Origin of the sequence: Nitrosomonas sp. Nm58, from assembly GCF_900107335.1 — a bacterium.
GTDB lineage: Bacteria > Pseudomonadota > Gammaproteobacteria > Burkholderiales > Nitrosomonadaceae > Nitrosomonas.
This window is the reverse complement of sequence record NZ_FNPQ01000110.1, coordinates 1-1,631: the sequence shown is the minus strand read 5'-3', so window position 1 is coordinate 1,631 and position 1,631 is coordinate 1. Positions and strand designations below refer to the sequence as shown.

The 1,631-nt window shown below is 39.3% G+C and carries 3 protein-coding genes; all 3 read right to left on the bottom strand.

Annotation, left to right across the window (positions count from 1 at the left end):
• Positions 1–236 precede the first annotated feature (236 nt).
• Complete coding sequence (locus BLW34_RS15250) at positions 237–416, bottom strand: hypothetical protein (protein WP_090581393.1); 180 nt, start codon at positions 414–416, stop codon at positions 237–239.
• Positions 417–512: 96 nt separating this feature from the next.
• Entirely contained in the window at positions 513–1,184 is a 672-nt protein-coding gene (locus BLW34_RS15245; RefSeq protein ID WP_090581390.1) for a Bax inhibitor-1/YccA family protein, read from the bottom strand.
• A 263-nt stretch (positions 1,185–1,447) separates the two neighbouring features.
• The coding region (locus BLW34_RS16665) for a hypothetical protein (RefSeq protein WP_218138893.1) at positions 1,448–1,631 on the bottom strand (184 nt) is incomplete at its 5' end.

Genomic DNA, 1,631 nt, shown 5'->3' with positions numbered 1-1,631 from the left:
CTTCGCCGTCGCGGTATTCCACTTTACCGCACATCTCGCCGCATCGTGTTTCTTTCAAACGCATTGCGGCCGAAGGCCGATTACTACGCTCATTTAGAATTGATTGTCACCACCACGGCCGTAGAATTTTTTGACTATTAAATATATTTTACTTAATTTAATAGTGCTGATCGGCGGATCAGGGTCATCATAACTTCTTCCTAATTGTCAGATGCTTGTACCAATAAAAACTTAGCTTAAACTAACTTAATTAGCAGCATAATAAACAAAACAATTATTATCATGGGAACGACAATGGCCTTCCAATCCGAAGATGTAGCTTTTGGGCTGTTCTTCATCATTTCCAGTGCTGCAGGAAATAAAATTATTAAGAACATTACTAACGCTAATGCAGAAGCAATTTGCATCCAATCCATATCCAGACTTCTTCCCCTTCCATTTATTCCGCTCTAAAAAACAAAACCCCGGTTTGACCGGGGCTTTGAATAGCTGCTATTTAAAGTAGCCGACAATTAATCATCATTACCCATAATCCCTAAAATTTGCAACAAGCTGATAAAGATATTGAAAATTGTCATATATAGCCCAATCGTTGCTAACACATAATTAGTTTCGCCACCATGAATAATACGACTCGTGTCGTATAAAATGAAACCACTCATGATCAGGATAACTACAGCTGATATCGCTAATGACATTGCAGGTATTTGTAAGAAAATATTTGCCAGTGCAGCAAGTAGTACCAGCAAAAAGCCTACCATCAAGAATCCACCCAGAAAACTAAAATCTTTTCGTGTGGCAAGGGCATAGGCGGATAATCCCATGAATATCGCACCTGTGCCAGCTAGTGACAATGTAATGATATTTCCACCATTAGGCAGAGAAGCATACATTGTCAACATTGGTCCCAGCCCAAATCCCAATAAACCAGTAATCAGAAAAACAATTCCGATCCCAGCTGTAGAGTTGGCAAAACGGGGTAATACAAACATCGCAATCAGCATACCACTTATCACAGAAATCAAATATGTCATCGGTGGCATATTTAAGAACATTGAAAGCCCAGCGGTTAGACCGCTGAACAATAGTGTCAACGATAAAAGTATGTAAGTGTTACGCAATACCTTGTTAGTCGCAAAAGCAGATGACGCGCTATGAGCAACTGTTGAATAGCTTCGATTCATTTTAATGATCTCCAAATATAAATATAAATTACTGCTGTTTTTATTTTAGCAGTCAATATTGACTCAGGCGCCTTATTTATAGTTCAATTTGTAAGTATAACCTCAGTTGCGTTTGGTTGTTATAAATCATTGATTTCTCTTTTGTAAAAATTTATTAACTAAACCCAGAAGATAGAGGCGAGTTTGACAATTTCAAGCATTCTCCATTCACAGAATATGAGTTGTTTCCTTTGCCTAACCAATGCTGAAAATCAACCGCTTGATTAGTCCGCGCGTAATCCTTTGATTTTTATCGTAAAAAATACAAACTTGCGGACTTCACACTTGCATGACGGGTAGGGGGGGAGAGAATAATGAGCGTAGTAATCGGCCTTCGGCCGCAATGCGTTTGAAAGAAACACGATGCGGCGAGATGTGCGGTAAAGTGGAATACCGCGACGGCGAAGA

Excerpts from the sequence above, each read along its gene's own strand:
- BLW34_RS15250 (WP_090581393.1), bottom strand. The coding sequence starts at position 416 with ATGGATTGGATGCAAATTGCTTCTGCATTAGCGTTAGTAATGTTCTTA.
- BLW34_RS15245 (WP_090581390.1), bottom strand. The coding sequence starts at position 1,184 with ATGAATCGAAGCTATTCAACAGTTGCTCATAGCGCGTCATCTGCTTTT.